Genomic DNA, 17,009 nt, shown 5'->3' on the forward strand with positions numbered 1-17,009 from the left:
TTCCGCAAGGATGCCTCGTGAATTGAATTCTGTTTGTAAGCCGATTGTTGCGAGAAGTCGTGATATCTTCAAGTCCTATGCGTTGGCTGAGTCCCAGGAATCCGATCGGCCAAGGGCAGTATCTGGTGGCTCATCTCATCGGTATCACATTCGCTGACGCACTTCTTCCGAGAAGGGCATTGGGCCCATCTGAGTCCTGGTGCTGGATGGGTGGAGTGATCTTGACCTGGGCATTCCTGGGTCTGGCGACCGTGCAGCGATTAGGGAGTGTCGGCTCGCCCCGAGGGTGGGGCGAGCTGGCGCTGGGGCCGGCTGCGTTCCACTGCTCCTCGTGAGCCCCGCGCGGGTCCGGCATCACCCGAGTCTGGAATGGGCATCCCTCCTATTCGTCCCTACCGCGGCCGCCCTCGCCGCCTACGTGTCGATGATGGTACTGCTCTTGTTGCGGTCGAATCGCGCAAGCACCAATGGGGCCGGGTGAGGTGGTCTTGATCAGATGAACGCATTCGCCAAGTACATTGTGGGGCCCATCGACCGCGAGCGATACATTCTGGCGAGCCTGGCTGCGCTTGGAGTCGAATCGCGCTATGAGTTGAAGTTCCCTGATCATCCGTTAGCCGTATATGTTTTCGGCTGCGTGCTGATGACCGTCCTGTCGAGTGCGCGGCTTGTGGATCTCGGCGCCTCGCGTTAGTGGGCGGCGCTGGTCTCGTCGCCCCTGCTGCTTTTCGCATGGTCTATCCGTACGCACCCGAGCCCAACAGCGATGGTCGCCAGCGCCCTGCTATGCGCGATTCCTGCGGCACTTCTACCCCTCCTTCTGATGTTCGTCGCATCCGCGCCCCGCACCGAGGAGGGGGCTCAGGGGAAGGAGCCCGGCCTGTCCGGCGAAGGGCAACCGGAGTGACTGGAAGGCGGATGGGAGAGTGACTGACCTGTGCCATCCTGGACGCCTGCGCCCGTTTCGCGTGTGGAAGCCTGAGATTCTTCCGGAGCGCATGGCAATTGAGCTGTTCGGCTCAAAGCAAATACTGAGCTTCTGGCTGTTCATTCTGTCAATGCGTGGACTCGCGTCGCGCGCGTCGAAGATCGGGCGGCCTCACTGGGACCTATTCGAATGGTCGATGTTCCTGCTTGCCTGCACTGCGGCGAGCTATGCGACCGCGTTGTCGATCACGGCCACGATTGGGGCCTTGAAGGCAGTTGGCTGGAAGCCTGCCTGGGCAATACTTGGGTTGATCTGCGCGCTCAATTGGGTGGCGCTCGCGGCCACCGCTTTAGTGTCAACTGCCCCATTTCCTCATACCTCGTTGGGAGTAAGGTTGATCGAGGGCGGCGCCATCGCTGGTTACTTTGGCTACGCGGTGCTGTCCGTGCTGCTCTGGGCCGAAATAGAATCCCGGAAGAGCGCCTGAGCCTGCCGGCGCCCCAGCGGAGAAATGGATGGAACTCCACCAGTCAATGAAAGCAGGGCATCGTGCTCTATAGAACACGGCGGCTCCTCCTTTGGCTCATCACCCTGTGGACGCTGGGAACCGGGGTTGGGTGTATTGCGGATGACCTCAGAAGGCCGCCAGTCTGTCCAGGCATCTGCACGCCATTTGTCGGTGCCTCGGCGTTTCTGGCGGTGTCTGCCCTGCTGTTCGCAGCCAGGGGCCGGGCACTCAAACTGCGGGATCTCACTTTCGTCACCGCCGGCAGCGCGCTGGGTACCGGCCTGGTCACCGCTTTCGTGAATCCGCTGCAGGTTTGGTCCCTCAGCCTTGCGACGGGCGGCGGCGCCCTACTGGGTGCAACCGCGGAATATGTCGTGTCGAGGTTTCTCCCGAAGCTGAGGCAATCCGCTTTTGTACTTCGAGCCGGAAACGTCTTCTCTTTCCTCCTGCTTGCCATGGCCAGCGGTCTTGGCGGAGGGTTCGTGCTCATGTACCTGGAGGCGCATGACTATCTCGACCTGGCCTGCAGTTCTGGAGCCGAAGGCGCTGCTCTTGGCGTGCCCATCGTCGTGATCGCCGGAGCCCTGCTGTGCGGCTTTCTCTTTCCACGTCCGCTCAACCTGACGCACCTGATGGCGACCGGTTCCTGCTCGCTGGTCGCCGGCGGAACCGTGGCCTATTTTCTGTCTGGAGGGCAGATTGTCGTGTCTCTCGGTGTTGCCCTCGTTGTTGCGCTTTGTGCGATGCAGGAGCCCGCAAAGGAGTAAGCCACGATGTCTCCCGCTTCCTCCCGCGTCAATCGATGGTCCCATGCCTGGCGATGGTTCTCCGACGATCGCGGATCATTCAGCTATTTCGGGGCCTGTTGCGGTTTCCTGCTCCTGTCACAATTGGCAACAAACGCCCTCAGGCCCTTGCTGCAAATACGTCTTCAGGGAGGAAGCCCGCCCTTTCTGCGGTTCTTCGGTCTGTGGCTCTGTTTGGCCATCCTGGTGGCGGCTGAGGTGAGAAACTCGCGCCGCCGGTTGATCGACCTTGGATGTGGCGCATGGTACCTGTACCTGGGGATCGGGGTGCTCGCGGCCGGGCTGGAAGCTGCCCTGGTGCTGCGGGAGAGCAGTCTTAGAGCATGCTTCCTGATCTATCTGGTAGTGCAGTTACCGCTGATTCTCGGCAGGGCAGCAGGCCGGCCTGCAGGGGCAGGAGGCGAATCATGACCGCCTCGTTGTGGACGTGGGACACCTTCCACGTTGGCGGCTTGGTGATTGGGGTTCTCTGGACTGCGGCCGAAATGTACATCACCTACCGGCAGGGACGGGATAAAAGAAGCTGGGGGAAGCGCGAATAACCAACCCAGGCCGCCCGGGCTAAACCGGCTTCACCCACTCCATGACCAGGAACCAGGGGACACGCCGGTAGCTGGCGGCCTTGGCCGGCGGAGTTGCGGCGATGGGCGCCGGCTCGTCAAAGTGGGTCAGTTGCAGGCCCGTGTCCAGCAGCAGCTTCATGTAGGTGCTCAAGGGCCGGTGATGGTTCACGACCCGGATGTCCCGGTAGTCGATCCAGACCGAACGTTCCTTCAGGTAGTCGTCGATGGGGAAATGCAGGCGGCGGCCGCTGCTGCCCTTGATCCAGCCATCGCCGGCGCAGGCCGTATTGAAGCTGGTCAGGTTGGCGATCAACAGGGAGCCGCCGGGCTTCAGTACGCGCGCCATCTCCGCGATGGCCGCCCGGATGTCGGGGATATCGATCAGTGTCAGGTAGCTGACAACGAGATCGAAGGACGCATCCTCAAACGGTAGCCGCTCCGCCGTGGCTTCCAGGTAGACGCCGGTTGCATCGCGTTTGCGGGCCGCGGCCAGCAGCGCCGGCGTCGGATCGATGCCTGTTACCTCCACTCCGTGACGCTTGAGCATGCGGCAGAAGCGGCCCTCGCCGCAGCCTACATCCAGCGCCGATTTCGGAGAGTGCGCCAACGCGCGGGGCAGCATGACCGGATCGAGCACATAGCGGCGACCGAAATCGCCGGCTTCCCCCATATCCGCGATCCAGGCACGCGCCGACTTCTGCCACCCGTTGTCCATATCCACCATGGTAGCGAGGCGCTTCTCTCCAAAACGAATTAAGGTTTGTTTCCCGCGCGAAAGAACTCACTGGCCAGGGCCGCCAGTTCCCTGGGCGCCAGAAGCACGGCGGAATGGTCCTGGCCTTCCAGCGTGACGTACTGTGCGTGCGGCAGCATTCCGGCCAGTGCCTGCGCGCCATGATGAAAGAACAGTTCGCTCCTGCTGCCCACCGCGACCAGGGCAGGCGTGGACTCACCGCTCCAGCGATCCCGGGGCAGCGGCTTCCCGGTCTGTGTACCAGCCACAATGCTCAGATCATAGGGGATCGTATGCGCCATCCCCGTCATCTTTGACCATCCGGGCATCAGGTAGCGCATCGCAGTGACCGCGGGTGGGGGAATCCCCATCCCTTTCGAGAAGAAGAGTTGGACCGCCTCATCCCGGCGGCCGGCCGCCGTCAGCAGTGCGGCCTCCCCCGCGAGTCCCTCCGCCATCGGCGGCCAGCTGTTGTCCACGATCAGGGGGGGCTCGTAGAGGACCAGGCGCCGGACCTTCCCACCCAGGCGGCTCGCCGCATCGAGGGCCAGCACAGCTCCGGAAGAGCTGCCGAAAAGGTGTACCGGCCCTCCGCAAGCATCGATCAGCGCCTCGATATCCTCGACTTCGCGCTGAAGGTCGTACGGCTGGGTGTCTGAGCTTTTGCCCCGGCCTCGCCTGTCATAGTTCAGCACGGTGAAGTGCGTGGCCAATTGTTCCGCGAACCGCCGGGCGGCGCCGCGATCGGCCAGGGCGGAGGCGACGAGCAGGACCGGCGGCCCCTGGCCCGTCTGTTCGTAGGCGAGGTTCGTGCCGTCCCTGGAGGTCACGTGCTTCTCCACCGCTCCGGCTGGAGCCCTGTCCGTGTTCAACGCCATGCTGGCTGCGATCCACAGGCCGGCGAGGATCGTCACCAAGACGGCCAGGATTCCGCCCGTCCAGCGAAACAGCCGGCGGGCACGGTGGCCCGTGCTCATGACCCGGCCGCTTCCTTTGCCGGGAGCCGCGAATCTGTTGATTCCAGCAATTCCGCCAGCTTGTCGTAACTTTCCGCGGCGCCATGCTCCATGCCGGTGCTGATCACGATGTCGCGGACCTCGCGCGAGGGATAGAGTACGGTTGCGGTCATCGTAGTTCGCCCGCCCTGCTCCACCAGGACGGTGGTCACCTGAGACTCGCCGGGATAGTCGTCGAACGATTCCATGTGGACTGAGCGCTCCGGCGGCGTGATCTCGCGGTAGACGCCGCGCATGCCCATGTCGCGGCCATCCGGTCCGCGCAGGACAAAGCGGAACGTGCCGCCCACTCGCAGGTCGATCTCGCAAACTACCAGTTTCCAGCCGCGCGGGCCAAACCAGCGCTTCAACAGTTCCGGTTTCGTAAATGCGTCGAAGACCATGCGTCGCGGCGCATGGAATACCCGCGTCAGGACGATCTCCCGCTCAGTAGGTGTTGTGACTGTGAGCGTCCCTGTGTTCTTCATCTTTGGACCCCTTTCATTTCTTCTTGCGCTTCTGCTTCTTCTCGCTGGCTTTCATCTCGTCCAGCAGTTCGTCCAGGCGTTCGAAGCTGCCTTCCCAGAACTTGCGATAGTCTTCGAGCCAGCCTGCGATATCGGCCAGCGGCCTTGCCTCCAGGCGTCGCGGCCGGCGCTGCGCGTCGCGGCCTCGCGAGATCAGGCCGGCGCGCTCCAGCACCTGCAGGTGTTTGGAAATCGCAGGCTGGGAGATCGCGAACGGCTCGGCCAGTTCCATCACGGAAGCCTCGCCGGCCGCGAGCCGGGCCAGGATGGCCCGCCTCGTCGGATCGGCCAGGGCCGCAAACGTGGCATCCAGACGTTGTGTTTGATTCATTGCTGATTCATTATATAACCGCGCGATTATGCAATAAGACGCAAAACCTGTCAATACCCGGCTGGCCGCGGGATGAGCAAGCCTCTGTCCGGCAGGTCGATTCTTTAGGTGGCGCGGGTGCTGGAGTGGATGGAGAGAGGAACGGCGGGGGTCGGGGATTCGTCCGCCGGCCAGGGTATTGCGAGCTGGATGCCTGGCCCGTCTACTCCTTGATCCGCCCGTAGTGCGCCCTGGTCAGTTCTTCCAGGTTGCGTTCCTTACGGCCGCTTTCCAAACCCTTCAGGATCCCGGCGCGGTCGGAGGCCGAACGCTCCTGGCCCAGTTTGAACTTCGCTTCCACCTGGTCGATCACCATCTCGTAAGCCACGATGCCCTGCCGCATCCCCTTCAGGTAGGACTCCGGCAACTTCGCGAATTCCCAGCGGTCTCCGCCGCCATAAGCGCCTTCATTGCGGGCCACCAGTCGCTGCAGTGACTTCGCGAACGCTGCGTCGTCGTCCACTCGTTTGGGTTTACCCGTCGCGTGCACGACGGCGAAGTTCCAGGTGGGAACCGCATTCTTCGTGGTGTACCAGTTTGGGGATATGTAGCCGTGAGGACCGTGAAAGACAACCGTGCATTCCGTGTTTCCGTCGAACACCTGATTCTGCCCGTTGCTCTTCGCCAGATGCCACCAGACCTTGCCCCAGCCCTCCGTCGAACGGTCGAACAAGGTGGGGACATTCGTGATGTGAACACCCCCTGCGGCCGTGACGAGCATGGCGAAGGAATACTCTTCCAGGAAGTCGAGAATGACTCCGCGATCCGATTCGCGCTGGCGGTCCGGGATGTAGATGGTGCTCTTGTCGGCTGTTTCCATGGGAGCGCCCAGGCCGAGAGAAGAGAGGGCGCCCAGAAACTCACGGCGTTTAGGCATGCAATTAGGAAAGCACGCCCGGGTTCAGGCTTCAACTCGATCACGGTTCGGCCAGTCGAGCACCCACAGGGATTCTCGGCCGGGTGGCAAGCCATTTGCCTGTTGCCGCAGTGTCGGGGGTCAGACGGCCGGCGCCACTTGGACTCCTGGCCTCCCGCCGCTGGCGCACTTCCTGCGAAGTGTCCTTGCGCGGCAATTCTATGTCATTGCATCCGCATCCAATCGGCATAGACTGGGTTCGAGATGAAGCAGTCGTCGAAAGGGTCATCCAGGGCTGTCTCCCCCGTGCAGGTTCTGGCGCTGCTCATGACCGGCATCGCCGTGGCGGGATTCTTCTACCTCCTTCATTTGCGCCGCGAGTTTGACTCCGAGGTGCATCTCAGGGTGGACGCCGCGGCCAACATGAAGGCAGCCGATGTTGCCGCCTGGCGCGGCGAACGGCTCGCCGACGCGGAAGTGTTGGCCGCCGGCATTAAGCACACGCCCCTGCTGCTGCACATCCTGCATGGAGAAGCTACTCCGCTGGAGCAGGCGCAGGCGCGCGAGTGGCTTGGGATTCTGCGCACCCAATACCGCTATGCCAGCGTGACCCTCGTCGGCTTGCGAGGCGAGGTGCTGCTGTCGGTTGGGCAGACCTTCGAGGATGCCCAACAACTGCAGGCATGGATTGCCAGAATGGGGGACACTTCGGGCATCGCCTACAGCGCTCCTGAGGCCGTCGCTTCCAGGCGCGCTCCCCTGCTCAGCGCCAACATTGTCCTCAGGTCGCTTCAGGGAGAGAAGCTTGGTTATCTTCTGCTCGGCATCGAACCGGAGAACTACCTGTTCCCCACGCTCCGCGATTGGGTGGGCGCCGGGCAGACCGGAGAACTGTTGCTCGTCCGGCGTGAGGGCGACAGTGTCCTCTTCCTGAACAGTACCCGCCTTCGTCCCGGTTCCGCACTGACCGTCCGCCAACCTCTCTCCAAAACAGAGCTGCCCTCCGTTCGGGCCGTACTGGGAGAATCCGGATCTATCGACGGGATGGACTACCGTGGGGCGGCCGTTGTGGCCGCTGCCTGCCTGGTCCCCGGCTCGGACTGGTATGTAGTGGCCAAGATGGACCGAAGTGAAGCCTTGGCCCCAGAGCTTCGAGCGACCATACAGTTCTCCATTCAACTGGCTGTCCTGATGCTGCTCAGCGGTGCTCTCGTCTGGTTGATCCTGCGGCGCCAGAGCGGCCGGTTTTACCTTGAGAAGTACCGTTCCGAAATCGAGCGGAACCGGCTGCTTAGCATGTACAACTCCCTCTCACGCCATGCTAACGACGCCATCCTGGTCTTTGAGCGCGACGGCCGCATCATCGAAGTCAACGACCGCGCGGTCGAAATGTTCGGCTACTCGCGCGAAGAAATGCTGGCCATGCGCATTCCGCAGCTGAAGCCCGATCAGCACGCCGACGATTTTGAGCGGGTCATGAAGGTGGTCGAAGAGAGGAAAAGTGTCGTCTTCGAAACAGCCAATCGCCGCAAGGACGGCCGTTCCTTCCCCACTGAAGTCAGCTCGTCGGAGATTCTCGTCGACGATCACTGCGTCTACCAGAGCATCCTGCGCGACATCTCGGAACGCAAACTGGCCGAGCAGCAGATTCAACGTCTCAACCATCTGTACGCTGTCCTCAGCCGCTGCAATGCCGCCATCGCCCGGGCCCGCTCAGAGGACGAACTCTTCCACGAAGTTTGCCGCATCGCCGTGGAATCGGGCGGCTTCCACGTCAGTTGGGTCGGGCAGGTGGATCCGGAGACGTCGATGGTGCTGCCTCTCGCAAAGAACGGGCCGGCAGCGGCTTACCTGGATGAAGTCAGGATTGAGACCGGCAGCGGTCCCCTCAGTTCCGGGCCAACCGGCGCTTGCATCCGGGAAGGCCGGGCCGTCGCTTCCGCCGATTTCGACACCGACCCCCACATGACGCCCTGGCGCGAAACCGCTGCCCGGTATGGTTTGCGGTCCTCGATCTGCCTGCCTGTTTCGCGTCGTGGCAGAACGGCCTATGTTCTTGGCCTGTACTCGTCGGAACCCGGTTTTTTCTGTGCGGAGGAGATTGATTTGGCCGAGGAAGTGGGCGAGAGTCTCTCGCTCGCTTTGGCTCGCATCGACCTGGAGCGCGACCGGGAACGCGCCGAACGCGATCGCCTGCTGGCACAGGAACGGCTCGAATTCGCGCTGGACGCGGCCAATGAGGGGTACTGGGACTGGGACATCGAGAAGGACCAGCGCTTCTTGAGCCCAAGATTCTGCACCATGCTGGGGTACCAACCGGGCGAACTGGCGTCGGACTACGCCACGTGGCGGGAGGTCACGCATCCTGATGACCGGGCCAGGCTGGACAATGAACAGGAATCCCTCAAGTCAGGAAGGATCTCCAGTACCTCGGTCGAGTTTCGGGCGCGCCACAAAGATGGACATTACGTCTGGATTCTTGGCTCAGCCAAGGTGGTGGGACTTAATGACGCGGGCCGTCCCCGGCGTATCGTAGGCTCCCGCGTCGACATCACGCAGAGGAAATTTCTCGAACAGCAGGTACTCCAATCCCAGAAACTGGAGTCGGTCGGACGCCTGGCCGGAAGTGTTGCCCATGACTTCAACAACCACCTGACCGTCATCAACGGCTATTCAGGACTTCTGCAGCAGGAGGCTGCGCCCGGCAGCGTCCTGGCCGAATCGCTCAATCAGATTCATGAAGCGGGCGAACGCGCCGCGGCGCTCACCCGCCAATTGTTGGCCTTCAGCCGCAAGGAGATCGAGCATTGCGAGGCGCTGAATCCCAATTCGGTGATTGAAGGTCTCCAGAAGATGCTCAGCCGCCTCATGGGGGAGAACGTGATACTCCATCTGGACCTGGATCCGGAGGCCGGCTTCGTGATGGTCGATGCGACTCATCTGGAGCAGATCCTCATGAACCTCGCCATCAATGCCCGCGACGCCATTTCGCGTTCCGGTCACGTGCACATCAGGACCGCGAAGGTGATTCTCGAGGGCAACGAAGCCTGGCCGAACCGCAGCGGCCCTCACCTGGAGCTGACCGTGACCGACGACGGTTCCGGCATGACCCCTGAGGTCCTGCAGCACATCTTCGAGCCGTTCTTCACCACTAAGGACCGGACCCACGGCACCGGCCTCGGGCTCTCCACCGTCTATGGGATCGTCGAACGCAGCGCCGGCTTCCTCGACGTGGAAAGTGAGACCGGCCGGGGGTCGTCCTTCCACATATACCTCCCATCCATCCCGGACCCCGAAGGCGCCACGGCCGGCCTCTCCCACTCCCGTGACGGCCTAATGGGCCACGAGACGGTCCTGGTGGTGGAAGACGACGAGAGCGTGCGCGGAATTGCCGTCGGGATTCTGAAGCATTACGGCTATCAGGTTCTACAGGCAGCGAATGGCGGTGATGCCCTGGCCATGCAAAACAGGTTTGAGGGCCGCATCGATCTGGTCATCAGCGACCTCATGATGCCGGGCATGAGCGGCACGGAACTCGTCCAGCATCTCCAGTGCGCCAACCCTCAATTGAAGGTCCTGTATGTTTCCGGCTATGCGGGTGAGTCCATCCGGAAAGAGGAGTTCCTGAGCACAGGCGCCCGCTTTGTCCCCAAGCCCTATACGCCGGAGACTCTCCTCAGGGTGGTGAGGGAATTGCTCTCGAATCCCGGAACAGGCAGAGTGGAGCCGGCGGTCTAGACAGCAGCGGATCCCATCGCAATCGCTCCAGAGCGGTCTGGCCCGTGTCCGCCAGCGTGTCGATATGATTCACAACGATCATACGACCGCTGATTCGCGGCTGGCCGACTATCTGCTCGACTTTAACCCGGCCACCACCAACGCACTAACCAACCTCACCCTGGGCGGCTACTTCTCCAGCGGCCGCATCTGGGTGCTCCATAGCCGTTTCCGCAACTTCGATCCCGTGCGGCGCCGCGCCGGGCTGCCGGAGGACGTCGGCGCCCTGGTCGAAAAGCCCGGTGCTGACTCAGCCGCGGTCACCCTCGTCAACACGAATCCGATCGAGTCACGTGAAGTCGTGGTGCAGGCCGGCGGCTATGGCGAGCACCGTTTCGAATCGGTCACCATTGCGGGAAAGCGGACTCAGTACCAGCGTCCGGTCATCACGGTGCGGCAGGATCCCGGCGCCGGAGCCCGCCTGGAGTTCCAAATGACGCGCTACGCCAACAGGTCCACCTTTGCGTTCCCCTGGGATCGCGGCTGGTATCCGGCCAAATGACCGTAAGGCGAAGCAGCGTGCCTGGCAGGATGCTGCTTACCCCTCACGCAGCGCCTGGATCGGGTCCGACGACGCGGCCCGGATCGCCGGACCGAGTACCGCCAGCAGCGCCGAAATGGCCAGCGCGCCGGCTGCCCAGGCCACGATGACAGGATCGAGCGGCTCCATGCCCAGCCGCTTGTAGTCCACATACCGCCGCGCGGCCCACCAGGCCATCGGCGTCCCAATTACACATCCGGCCATCGCCACCCCGACGCCTTCCCGAATCACCTGCCGCAGCAGCCTGCCCGGCGATGCGCCCAGCGCCATACGGATCCCGATCTCCTGGCGGCGCCGCGACGTGGCATAGGCCATCACGCCGTACAGGCCCACCATGCACAACACCAGCGCCAGGACCCCGAATGCGCCGCACAGCCATGCGAACAGCCGTTCCCGCCGCAGCGTCGTGGCGATCTGCTCCTGCATGGTCACCGCCTTCACGATCGGCAGATTGGCGTCCAGATCGGCCACCAGCTTGCGCACTCCGCCCATCACCTGCAGCGGTGGGATCGAAGTGCGCACCAGCACCGTCGTGGTGTCGTGGTTGAGCGTATGCGGCAGGTAAAGCACATTTGGCTGCGCAGTCAATCGCGAATAGCGCGCGCGTGCCGCGACGCCCACGATCTCGATCGGCTTGCCGTCCATTTGGAAGGTGAGCCCCAGTGGCGACCGTCCCAGTTCCTTGCCGAAGTCCTCGCTCACAACGGCCACCTTGGCCTGCGATAGTACGTCTTGACGCGTGAAGGCGCGGCCTGCAATCACCTTGACACCAAGAGCATCGAAATAGCCGGACGTCACGAGGTTCACCGCGGTGGAGACGGGCTTCGGATGCCCAGCGATGCGGATGTCATCCCAGTAGCCTCCACCCTTCATCGGCCGGATACGAGCCAGGCCGGTCGACTCCACTCCAGGAACCTCGCGCAACCGTTGTTCCAACTGGATGTAGAACTGCCGCAACTTCTCCTCGTGGTATCCGGATTCACCCGGTCGCAGGTCGAACATCAGGATACGCGTCCGTTCAAAACCCGTATCGCTTGTGACGATCTTTCTCAGGTGTGCGGTAAAGGCCGCGCCGGCCGCTACCAGCAGGACGCTGAACGCCACCTGCGCCAGCACCATAATCTTGCCTGGCGCGATCCACGTATGCCGCACGCCGCCGCTCGCCCCGCTGCCCTCCTTCAACGCCGGTGCCGCGTCCAGGTGGACGGCGCGCCACGCCGGGTACAGCCCAAAGGCCAGAGTAGTGACCGCCGTTACCGCCAGGGTCGCCAGGATCACGCGCAGATCCACATCAATGTTCAGCCGCAGATCGCCCGGCATCAGCGTGACGGCGAAATTGGCTGTGGCGTAGGCGACCCCAATACTCAGTACGCCGCCCAGGGCAGCCAGCAGCGCGCTTTCCGTGAAGAACTGGCGCATCAGCCGCGCCCGGCTGCAGCCCAACGACACCCGCAGCGCCACCTCCCGGCGACGGCTGTCCGCCCGTGCCAGCATCAGGTTCATGATGTTTGCACAGGCGGTCAGCAGCACGAAGCCCACCAGCACCAATAGCATCGCCAGCGGATTTCCGAAATCGCGGCGCAGGCTGCCGATGCCGCCGCTGGCCTCTTGCAGCCGGATCGCCGGAGCACTCTCCACGTTCTTCGGCTGAGCCGCCCACGTCCCCCGGAACAGGGCATCCATCTCCGGCGCCAGCGCCTCGGGCGCCACGTCGGGTGCCCGTCGAGCCAGCAGCTGCAGATACCAGGTCATCGGATCGGACGCCCCTTTTCTTTCGCTGCTATCCGGCTCAAGCACCGCGGGCGCGTGCTCGATCGTGGTGTAGAGATCGGTCGAGTCGCCGGCTGCGATTCCGCCAAACCGTGGCGGCAGCACGCCCGCAATCGTGTACGAACGGTTGTTGATCCTCAACACGCGCCCCACTGCCCTCGCATCGCTCCGGAGGTTCGTACCCCAGAAGGTGTGCGTGACCACCACCGTCAACGGCGCCTCTGCCCGGTCATCCGCCGGCTGCAGCAATCGGCCCGCCATGGGCTGCACTTGCAGCATCGCGAAGAAATTCCCTGTCACGGCCCGCAGCCGGGCCACCGACGTAACGCCCGCATAACTCGTGCTGACGTCATCGGGATTCAGATGCGCCGCGACGTTGGCGCGTTGGAGCCTGGTCCGGAACGCATCAAACGCCGAACGGCTGAAGAAATCAGCGACGTGAATCGCCCCGTCTCGATACATGCTCCCGTTGGAGTTCTGGTAGATGCCCTCGGGCCGCCCCTTCGACTGCCACAGGATCTCGGTCAGTTGCTCAGGCTGCGGCACCGCCAGTGTTCGCCACAGCACGGCGTCCATCAGTGACAGAATCGCCGTCGTCGCCCCAATGCCCAATGCCAGCGAAAGCACAGCGGAGGCGGTGACGGCCGGGGCTTTGCGCATCATGCGCGCGCCGAAGCTCAGATCCTGCCAGAGCTGCGCCAGCGGCTGCCAGCGCCTCTCATCCCGGCACTGCTCCTTGTAGAGCTCCACCCCGCCAAACTCGCGGCGCGCCCGCAGCATCGCCTCGGCCGGACTCAAGCCCTGGCGTTCGAACCCTTCGGCGAGCGCCTCCAGGTGATACCGCACCTCGCGCTCGAGCTCCGATTCTTTTCTGTTCCAGGGCAGTTGCATGATGTTATGCCTCGAGGACCCACCGGATCGACTGTGCGTAGAGTTTCCATTGGTCGAGCTCCGCTTCCAGCTGCGTTCGCCCCAGCTTGGTCAGCGTGTAGAACTTGGCCATCCGGCCGTTCTCTGATTCGCGCCACTCGGCCTCCACCAGCCGCTTCCGCTCCAGCCGGTGCAGGGCCGGATAGAGCGACCCCTGCTGCACGTCCAGCGTCTCGCGCGAAGCCACCAGGATCCTCTGTGCGATGGCGTATCCGTGCAGCGGCCCGGAAGCGAGTGTCTTGAGAACAAGCAGGTCGAGCGTGCCCTGCAACAGGTCCGATTTCTTTGGTTCCATGCCTAGAATGTCTACATGCATAGAATCACGACATATGCAGAGTGTCAAGGTATGAATTGCGGTAAGGTGAGGAGACCCCTCCCCGTTGCAGTTTCGCTTCTAGGTCGCGATCGGCACTGAATGCCATAGTCAGCATAAAATGCCTATCTTGCCACAGAGGGCAAGTCGTGATAGCTTCGCTGTAGCTCCATGAGTCTTCAGCATTTGAACGAGGTGATCCCCGACGCGCCGGATGCGCTGCCCACCCTGCAGCTCCGCAAGCAGCAGTTTGTGCGGGATGCGATCTGGGATGCCGCCATCGACCTCTTTGCGGAAAAGGGTTTCGACGAGACCACTGTGGACGACATTGCACGGGCGGCGGGCGTCTCCCGGCGCTCCTTCTTCCGCTACTTTGCCTCGAAGAACGACCTGATGGCCCACGCCATGTTGAGCTACGGAACCATCCTCACAGCGGCCATCGATTCCTGCCCTCCTGGTTTCACGCTGCGGGAGGTCCTTCAGGCTACGGTGCTTGAGGTCGTAAAAGCCTCCGCGGCGCATCCTCGCACGCCGAAGATCATGGCCATCCTGGCGGAGCATCCCGGCGCCCAGGCGGCCGAGATGTCGAGGCTGCCGGAAGTGCAGCACCAGGTCGGCGAGGCTTTCGCCCGCCGCTGCCGTCTGTGCGGTGAGGACGGCCTGGCAGCGAGCCTCCTGGCCGGCCTGACGTTGCAGGTTGCCGGCGTCGCCGTCCGCTGCTGGTACGAGCAGGGCCAGGGCGATATCCCCCAGACAGTCGATCTGGTGTTGGGCAAGCTCAACCATCTACTCTGTACCGAGCCGGACAGCGGAACCCGGCGTCCCGCCAAATCGGGCGCGCCTGCTCGTACCCGGAAATGAGACTCGGGATGCAGGCCGCCGTCCGAAACGATCGTCATCTCTCACTCTCCGTCGATCCTTGACTCCCATGAAGTACTCCAGCGTTTTCCTTCCTCTGCTCTTCCTCGCCGCTGCGAACATCGAAGCGCAAACGGCGCCCTTGCCCCAGATCCGCCAGAACGGAGCCGTCCGGCAGTTCTTTGTCGACAACAAGCCCTACATCATGCTCGCGGGCGAGCTCCACAATTCCAGCGCCTCCAGTGCTACGTTCATGAAGCCCATCTGGGACAAGGTGGCCGCCATGCACCTCAACACGGTGATCGGCACCGCCAGTTGGGAACTGGTCGAGCCTGTCGAAGGCCAGTTCGACTTCACCCTGGTCGATGCCCAGCTCAAAGAGGCCCGGCAGCGCAATATGCGGCTCATCCTCATCTGGTTCGCCACTTGGAAGAACGCGGGTTCCAGCTATGTGCCTCATTGGGTCAAGGCCGATCGCAAGCGCTTCCCGCAGATGGTGCTGAACATCCGCCCGAACTCGGGGCTCTCCTCCTTTCTCGCCGCCGACATGGAGCAGAAGGGCACCGGACCGCTCAGCCCGCTGGGCGAAGAGACGCTCAAAGCGGACGCGAAAGCCTTCCGCGCCCTGATGCGCCACCTTCGTGAGGTCGACCCGCAGCACACCGTCATCATGATGCAGGTGGAGAATGAAGCCGGCTCGCTGGGTGACAGCCGCGACCGTTCGCCCCTCGCCGAAGCCGCCTGGGCCCGGCCCGTGCCCGCCGCGCTGATGGGCTACTTCACGAAGAACAAGGCAACCCTGTTGCCCGAGATGCTGGAAGTCTGGAAGCGCCAAGGCTACAGGACGAGCGGCTCCTGGGCCGAGGTCTTCGGCACGGATGAGTGGGCGGATGAAGTCTTCATGGCCTATCACGTGGGCCGCTACATCGGGGAAGTCGCCAAAGCCGGCAAGGCGGAGCTGAACATCCCCATGTACGCAAACGCCTGGCTGGGGCCCCAGCCCAAGCAGGACCTGCCCGGCCAATACCCCAGTGGCGGACCCGTAGCGCGCGTGATGGACGTCTACCGGGCCGCCGCCTCATCGCTCGACCTCCTCGCGCCCGACATCTACGTGCCCGACTTTAAAGGGACCTGCGCACTCTACGCCAGATCCGGCAACCCGCTCTTCATTCCCGAGGCGCGCGACCAGGTGGGCAACCTCTTCTGGGCCATGGGCCACCATGCCGCCTGGGCGTGGGCGCCGTTCGGTGTCGAGGATCTCAACCCGGACGGACAGGCTGCGCAAGCTTACAAGTTACTCTTTGAAATGCTGCCTCAACTCGCCGCCTGGCAGGCCGCGGGCAAAGTGAGGGCCATCCTGGTGGCCGAAGGCGAAAAGCCGGAGCCGGTTTCCCTGGGCGGGTACAAGATCAGCCTGCGCGGCGGTGGGCGCGCAGTGGCCTGGGACGGAACGCCCACGGGCGAACTCCCCGGAGCCGTCTCCACCTCCTCACGCGCCATGACGAACGACACCCGGCCCTTCGCCATCGTCGTCAACACGGCTGCCGACGAGTTCCTCTTCATCGGAGCCAACGCTGACCCCAGTTTTGCGGTCGACTCTCCTGGTCCCGCCCGGGTCGGCATGTCCTCCAAGGACGAAGGCCACTACGAGAAAGGCCAATGGGTGCCGGGCCGCCGCATCAATGGCGACGAGATCTACACACCCGCGCTGCCCGGCCCGAAGATCGGCATGCTGAAAGTGCGGCTGGTTCGCTTCGACTGACCCGTCTGCTTGCCAACGAGTATGCTGTCATCAGGCTCGCCGCCTTTTCAGGTGGCGGGCAATTCCGAGTCTTGCGCCGCGCGGAAGTAGCGCGCGGAGGAGGATCAGCCGATGCCCGATGAAGCAATGCGCCGCCGCAGGTTCCTGGGAGGAGTCGCCGCGGCGCCCCTGGCGTCAGCCGCCCAGCCGCGGCCCACTGAATCAAAGATGCCCCTGGCTATCGGCTGCGACCATGCCGGCTTCCCTTTGAAGGGGCCGGTGATCGCGCTCCTGAAGTCCTGGGGACACACGGTCAGGGATTGCGGCACCTTCAGCGAGGATCCTGTCGACTTCCCGGACATCGCGAAGAAAGTCTGCGACGAGGTGCTGGCCGGGCGGGCGCAACGCGGCATCCTCGTCTGTGGAACAGGCGTCGGAGCCTGCATCGCAGGCAACAAGGTTCGAGGCATCCGGGCCGCGCTATGCCATGACACCTATTCCGCCCATCAATGCGTGGAGCACGACGACGTGAACCTGCTCTGCATGGGCGCCTGGATCATCGGCCCCAAAGTGGCCGAAGAGGTGCTCAGCGCCTATCTGAATGCGAGGTTCAGCACCAGTGAGGAGTTCCGCCGCCGCGTCCGCAAATTGGGCGAGATGGAAAAGCAGTAGCCGCCTGTTCTGCCTGGACAACCGACTCAGCCCGGCACCCAACTCGAAACCCATCCCGAGACCCCGGCACCCAACCCGAGATCGAATCCGGCACACGACCCCGCAGGACGGCGGACCCCCT

Annotated in this window: 17 protein-coding genes; 10 read left to right on the forward strand and 7 right to left on the reverse strand. The window is 63.3% G+C overall.

Annotated features, from left to right (window positions below):
- Positions 1 to 496: 496 nt before the first annotated feature.
- From IRI77_RS28850 to IRI77_RS38430, 5 genes are all read left to right on the forward strand, one after another.
- Positions 497 to 694, forward strand: a complete 198-nt coding sequence (locus IRI77_RS28850) for a hypothetical protein (protein WP_194448430.1) — start codon at positions 497 to 499, stop codon at positions 692 to 694.
- A gap of 232 nt (positions 695 to 926) precedes the next feature.
- On the forward strand, positions 927 to 1,415 hold the full coding sequence (locus tag IRI77_RS28855) for a hypothetical protein (RefSeq protein WP_194448431.1): 489 nt from the start codon (positions 927 to 929) through the stop codon (positions 1,413 to 1,415).
- 212 nt (positions 1,416 to 1,627) lie between these two features.
- Positions 1,628 to 2,203, forward strand: a complete 576-nt coding sequence (locus tag IRI77_RS28860; RefSeq protein ID WP_194448432.1) for a hypothetical protein — start codon at positions 1,628 to 1,630, stop codon at positions 2,201 to 2,203.
- 6 nt (positions 2,204 to 2,209) lie between these two features.
- Positions 2,210 to 2,653: a hypothetical protein gene (locus tag IRI77_RS28865; protein WP_194448433.1), complete on the forward strand. Its 444-nt coding sequence runs from the start codon at positions 2,210 to 2,212 to the stop codon at positions 2,651 to 2,653.
- Positions 2,650 to 2,784 (forward strand): hypothetical protein, encoded by a 135-nt coding sequence (locus tag IRI77_RS38430; RefSeq protein ID WP_267239354.1) that lies wholly within the window; start codon positions 2,650 to 2,652, stop codon positions 2,782 to 2,784. Before IRI77_RS28865 ends, IRI77_RS38430 begins: the two co-directional genes overlap by 4 nt.
- Positions 2,785 to 2,803: 19 nt before the next feature.
- Here the strand turns inward: IRI77_RS38430 and IRI77_RS28870 are convergent, their stop codons facing one another.
- The 5 genes from IRI77_RS28870 to IRI77_RS28890 form a co-directional block, all read right to left on the reverse strand.
- Positions 2,804 to 3,529, reverse strand: coding sequence for a class I SAM-dependent methyltransferase (locus IRI77_RS28870; RefSeq protein ID WP_194448434.1), 726 nt, complete (start codon positions 3,527 to 3,529; stop codon positions 2,804 to 2,806).
- Between the two features lie 29 nt (positions 3,530 to 3,558).
- A complete protein-coding gene (locus tag IRI77_RS28875; RefSeq protein ID WP_228486370.1) occupies positions 3,559 to 4,515 on the reverse strand; it encodes an alpha/beta fold hydrolase in 957 nt (318 codons plus the stop codon).
- Positions 4,512 to 5,021 carry an SRPBCC family protein gene (locus tag IRI77_RS28880; protein ID WP_194448435.1) on the reverse strand — a complete coding sequence of 170 codons (510 nt, stop codon included), beginning with the start codon at positions 5,019 to 5,021 and terminating at the stop codon, positions 4,512 to 4,514. Before IRI77_RS28880 ends, IRI77_RS28875 begins: the two co-directional genes overlap by 4 nt.
- Before the next feature lie 13 nt (positions 5,022 to 5,034).
- Positions 5,035 to 5,391: an ArsR/SmtB family transcription factor gene (locus IRI77_RS28885; RefSeq protein ID WP_194448436.1), complete on the reverse strand. Its 357-nt coding sequence runs from the start codon at positions 5,389 to 5,391 to the stop codon at positions 5,035 to 5,037.
- 202 nt (positions 5,392 to 5,593) lie between these two features.
- On the reverse strand, positions 5,594 to 6,307 hold the full coding sequence (locus IRI77_RS28890; RefSeq protein ID WP_194448437.1) for an FMN-binding negative transcriptional regulator: 714 nt from the start codon (positions 6,305 to 6,307) through the stop codon (positions 5,594 to 5,596).
- A gap of 243 nt (positions 6,308 to 6,550) precedes the next feature.
- Here IRI77_RS28890 and IRI77_RS28895 point away from each other — a divergent pair, with 243 nt between their 5' ends.
- Together IRI77_RS28895 and IRI77_RS28900 are read left to right on the forward strand one after the other, a co-directional pair.
- Positions 6,551 to 10,024 carry a PAS domain S-box protein gene (locus IRI77_RS28895; protein ID WP_194448438.1) on the forward strand — a complete coding sequence of 1,158 codons (3,474 nt, stop codon included), beginning with the start codon at positions 6,551 to 6,553 and terminating at the stop codon, positions 10,022 to 10,024.
- 64 nt (positions 10,025 to 10,088) lie between these two features.
- Complete coding sequence (locus IRI77_RS28900; RefSeq protein WP_194448439.1) at positions 10,089 to 10,565, forward strand: hypothetical protein; 477 nt, start codon at positions 10,089 to 10,091, stop codon at positions 10,563 to 10,565.
- A gap of 36 nt (positions 10,566 to 10,601) precedes the next feature.
- On the opposite strand, the gene IRI77_RS28905 is transcribed toward IRI77_RS28900, so the two are convergent.
- Both IRI77_RS28905 and IRI77_RS28910 read right to left on the reverse strand, forming a co-directional pair.
- Complete coding sequence (locus IRI77_RS28905; RefSeq protein WP_194448440.1) at positions 10,602 to 13,265, reverse strand: ABC transporter permease; 2,664 nt, start codon at positions 13,263 to 13,265, stop codon at positions 10,602 to 10,604.
- A 4-nt stretch (positions 13,266 to 13,269) separates the two neighbouring features.
- Entirely contained in the window at positions 13,270 to 13,599 is a 330-nt protein-coding gene (locus tag IRI77_RS28910; protein WP_194448441.1) for a PadR family transcriptional regulator, read from the reverse strand.
- Positions 13,600 to 13,788: 189 nt separating this feature from the next.
- Between IRI77_RS28910 and IRI77_RS28915 the strand changes: the two genes are divergently transcribed.
- The 3 genes from IRI77_RS28915 (at position 13,789) to rpiB (ending at position 16,888) form a co-directional block, all read left to right on the forward strand.
- Positions 13,789 to 14,478: a TetR family transcriptional regulator gene (locus tag IRI77_RS28915; RefSeq protein ID WP_194448442.1), complete on the forward strand. Its 690-nt coding sequence runs from the start codon at positions 13,789 to 13,791 to the stop codon at positions 14,476 to 14,478.
- A 67-nt stretch (positions 14,479 to 14,545) separates the two neighbouring features.
- Positions 14,546 to 16,237 (forward strand): GH35 family beta-galactosidase, encoded by a 1,692-nt coding sequence (locus tag IRI77_RS28920; RefSeq protein WP_194448443.1) that lies wholly within the window; start codon positions 14,546 to 14,548, stop codon positions 16,235 to 16,237.
- A gap of 207 nt (positions 16,238 to 16,444) precedes the next feature.
- A complete protein-coding gene (gene rpiB / locus IRI77_RS28925) occupies positions 16,445 to 16,888 on the forward strand; it encodes a ribose 5-phosphate isomerase B (RefSeq protein ID WP_194453832.1) in 444 nt (147 codons plus the stop codon).
- Positions 16,889 to 17,009: the final 121 nt, after the last annotated feature.

Source organism: Paludibaculum fermentans (genome assembly GCF_015277775.1).
Taxonomy (GTDB): domain Bacteria; phylum Acidobacteriota; class Terriglobia; order Bryobacterales; family Bryobacteraceae; genus Paludibaculum; species Paludibaculum fermentans.

Coding starts and splice junctions, on each gene's coding strand:
- rpiB (WP_194453832.1), top strand. CDS start 16,445: ATGCCCCTGGCTATCGGCTGCGACCATGCCGGCTTCCCTTTGAAGGGG.
- IRI77_RS28900 (WP_194448439.1), top strand. CDS start 10,089: ATGATTCACAACGATCATACGACCGCTGATTCGCGGCTGGCCGACTAT.
- IRI77_RS28875 (WP_228486370.1), bottom strand. CDS start 4,515: ATGAGCACGGGCCACCGTGCCCGCCGGCTGTTTCGCTGGACGGGCGGA.
- IRI77_RS38430 (WP_267239354.1), top strand. CDS start 2,650: ATGACCGCCTCGTTGTGGACGTGGGACACCTTCCACGTTGGCGGCTTG.
- IRI77_RS28905 (WP_194448440.1), bottom strand. CDS start 13,265: ATGCAACTGCCCTGGAACAGAAAAGAATCGGAGCTCGAGCGCGAGGTG.
- IRI77_RS28880 (WP_194448435.1), bottom strand. CDS start 5,021: ATGAAGAACACAGGGACGCTCACAGTCACAACACCTACTGAGCGGGAG.
- IRI77_RS28910 (WP_194448441.1), bottom strand. CDS start 13,599: ATGGAACCAAAGAAATCGGACCTGTTGCAGGGCACGCTCGACCTGCTT.
- IRI77_RS28895 (WP_194448438.1), top strand. CDS start 6,551: ATGAAGCAGTCGTCGAAAGGGTCATCCAGGGCTGTCTCCCCCGTGCAG.
- IRI77_RS28890 (WP_194448437.1), bottom strand. CDS start 6,307: ATGCCTAAACGCCGTGAGTTTCTGGGCGCCCTCTCTTCTCTCGGCCTG.
- IRI77_RS28920 (WP_194448443.1), top strand. CDS start 14,546: ATGAAGTACTCCAGCGTTTTCCTTCCTCTGCTCTTCCTCGCCGCTGCG.
- IRI77_RS28870 (WP_194448434.1), bottom strand. CDS start 3,529: ATGGTGGATATGGACAACGGGTGGCAGAAGTCGGCGCGTGCCTGGATC.
- IRI77_RS28885 (WP_194448436.1), bottom strand. CDS start 5,391: ATGAATCAAACACAACGTCTGGATGCCACGTTTGCGGCCCTGGCCGAT.
- IRI77_RS28915 (WP_194448442.1), top strand. CDS start 13,789: ATGAGTCTTCAGCATTTGAACGAGGTGATCCCCGACGCGCCGGATGCG.
- IRI77_RS28865 (WP_194448433.1), top strand. CDS start 2,210: ATGTCTCCCGCTTCCTCCCGCGTCAATCGATGGTCCCATGCCTGGCGA.
- IRI77_RS28850 (WP_194448430.1), top strand. CDS start 497: ATGAACGCATTCGCCAAGTACATTGTGGGGCCCATCGACCGCGAGCGA.